2 protein-coding genes and 1 pseudogene are annotated in these 2,932 nt (G+C 41.0%); all 3 read right to left on the reverse strand.

Going from position 1 to position 2,932, the window contains the following annotated elements:
• Nucleotides 1-50: 50 nt before the first annotated feature.
• Nucleotides 51-233: pseudogene (locus DWX32_RS19040) on the reverse strand (DEAD/DEAH box helicase family protein); the annotation flags it as partial.
• A 501-nt stretch (nt 234-734) separates the two neighbouring features.
• Nucleotides 735-2,018, reverse strand: coding sequence for a group II intron reverse transcriptase/maturase (ltrA, locus tag DWX32_RS19045; protein WP_118660862.1), 1,284 nt, complete (start codon nt 2,016-2,018; stop codon nt 735-737).
• Nucleotides 2,019-2,608: 590 nt separating this feature from the next.
• Nucleotides 2,609-2,836 carry a hypothetical protein gene (locus DWX32_RS20800; protein WP_334294898.1) on the reverse strand — a complete coding sequence of 76 codons (228 nt, stop codon included), beginning with the start codon at nt 2,834-2,836 and terminating at the stop codon, nt 2,609-2,611.
• Nucleotides 2,837-2,932 lie beyond the last annotated feature (96 nt).

Raw genomic sequence — 2,932 nt, forward strand, 5'->3', positions numbered from 1 at the left:
ACCACTTCCGACTACTCTATTCTCCCCAGCATAGCTGGGGGATTAGACTTTTCATTTAACTGTGCAATGACGTTTGCCATTGTAAACGTCTTTCCGGAGCCGGTGACACCCAGCAAAGTCTCACATTGATTGCCCTCTTTGAATCCTTTGACCAGTTTTTCGATCGCCTGAGGCTGGTCTCCGGTGGGTTGGTATTCGGAATGAAGTTTGAAGATTTGTTGTGAATTCTGCACAAAAACACCTCCTGGTTTTTATATCAAAAAAGTTCGTCTATCAGGCAGAAATTCGTCGAAGCACATTTCCTGATTTTACCCGAATACACATCTCGACGAATTTTGTTCACCACCCGATATTTTATAGACTGATAAAAAGTAGTAAAACTAACGTGGACGAATTAACACTCAAATGTAAGAGATATTATATCATGGAAATTTAAAATTGTATATATGATACGAACATTAGTTCTTCAAAAATTCATTTACATTTATCATTGTATCCAGAACACTTTCCGTATCCAGCTCCTTCTTTTCCGGTAATACTTCTTCCATATAAGAAAGCAATTCCGGCGGAATCTCCTCAGCTATAATATTTCCATTGTGGTATGGGGAGCATCCGTTGCGCTTATTAGAATAATATACTTTTACAATCGAGTAGGAGAAAATTCCTCTTGATGAGGAATTTTCGACCTCTCACACCACCGTGCGTACCGTTCGGTACACGGCGGTTCAATCAACTTAACATGTAACACACCTTTCAGTGTAATAATCTAACATTGAGATTAGTCCAAATGAGGCTAATCTCTTGTTTGTTATTGCTATATTTACAGCACCACAGCTACATACATGAGCATAGGCTCTTGAACAATAACCAACTTTGTATGCTGTAATCCTGTCCATTCCAAGCTTCATCAAATTCTTTGCACGATTCTGCGGAGTTTTCCAGTGTTTCCATATGCACATACGAAGTCTATACCGAATATTTGCATCTAATTTCGCACATAAGATTTTCATACTACCTATCTTGAAGTAGTTTATCCAACCTCGGATAAGCTGATTGAGCTTCTCTACCTTATAGCTGTTGCTGACGCCCCAACTACGACAGGTGAGTCCTTTCATTCTTTTCTTAAACTTCGCTACTGATTTTGCATGCGGTTTTGCCTTAAACTGATGTGCTCTTGAATCAAAGTAGAATCCAAACCCAAGGTATTTAAGTCCACTTGGTCTATCTACTTTGCTCTTAGTCATGTTGACTTTGAGCCCTAGTTTCTCTTCGATGAATCGTGAGATATTTCTCATAACTCTGTTTGCAGACATTTCACTTCCAACCATGATAATACAGTCATCCGCATATCGTACAAAATTAAGCCCTCTCTTTTCCATTTCCTTATCCAGTTCGTTCAACATGATGTTTGCCAGTAGCGGCGAAAGGTTTCCTCCTTGCGGTGTTCCCACAATAGAGTCCTCATACTCATCATCTATCATAATTCCGCTGACTAGGTATTTCCTAACAATAGAGATGACATCTCCATCTTTAATCGTTCTACCAATAATAGTCATCAACTTATCATGATTTACTGTGTCAAAGAACTTTTCCAAGTCAATGTCTACAATCCAGTCATTACCATCATTCATCATTTCGAGTGCTGTTAGGATTGCTTGCTGTGCACATCTATTCGGTCTGAATCCGTAGCTATGGTCATGGAACTGTTCCTCATAGATTGGTGTTAAGACCTGTGCAATGGCTTGTTGTATGAATCCGTCTGTTACTGTTGGTACTCCCAGGTTTCTGACACCACCGTCTGGCTTTGGTATCTCCACTCTTCGTACTGGTTGAGGTTTATATTTTCTTGTCCTCAACTGTTCCTTGATAATTTCGCCGTCCTTTACAAGATGTTCTTTAAGTTCTGTGTACTTCATTCCGTCCACTCCCTCGGCACCTTTATTTCGTACGACTTGCAGATATGCTCTGTTGAGATTATCGCTGGATAGTATCTGCTTCATTAGACTACTTGTGTCCATGCGTTCTTTCCTTTCCGTCTCGCTTGATTTGACCACCCTTTTCCCGATTGGTTACGGCAGATGTTGTCATTTCTGCAATACGAGACATACTCAAACTTATTGATTGTTCGCCCCTTCGCTCCATCTCCATTACAGAGACTTCTTCGCTACTATGGGCTCGGCTGACTTCTCACAGTTCGTTGTTACTAGGCTAATGAAACCTCTGTGAGATCTCCACGCTTAAGGTGCACACTCTTTCCTCTCATATATCCGCCACATTTACTCGGTTCCTACAAACGGCAACTTTACGGCTTTGTCTTATTTAGCAGACTTACCAAGCGGAACCTAGCCTCATATGTGATTTCTGTCCGTCGGACCAAGAGTTTGCTTACAGCTTCCTTCAGATTCTACCTTACGATAGACACCCTTGCTGTTCAGCTATACACTTCCTTGTCGCCTAGGCGTGTTCGGGACTTTCACCCGTTAGAGCGCGCCCATGGCGCGCAAACTAAAAATATCCCTCAGGGCTTCAAACCCTGAGGGGCATCCTCGTTCATTTCAATTTTCCTTTTGTTTTTCAAGCTGTTCCATACAATATTTTTCTGCCAGAATTATAAATTCATCTGCAACTGAAATCTGCCGTTCTGATTCTTCTTTACTTGCAATATATCATAATCGCTGGCATGACGAATCTCTTCTGCCTGTCCGATTTTCCTTCCCATTTCTCTTGGAAACACTGATGTTTTCACATAATCCTTATTGAAGTTAGCCACAGCATCCTTATGCCTTTTATATGCTTTACCGCTTACAGCATGTACTGCATTAATTGCATGAAAAATAGAATAGTATGCCCTGTTATTGGCTCCTTTATAATCATGAACCTCACATGACTAAAGTCACGTGCTTCAGACCGCTTTAGGCGGCAGACAAAATAT

The sequence above is a fragment of the Blautia sp. AF19-13LB genome (genome assembly GCF_003479105.1).
Classification (GTDB): domain Bacteria; phylum Bacillota; class Clostridia; order Lachnospirales; family Lachnospiraceae; genus Fusicatenibacter; species Fusicatenibacter saccharivorans.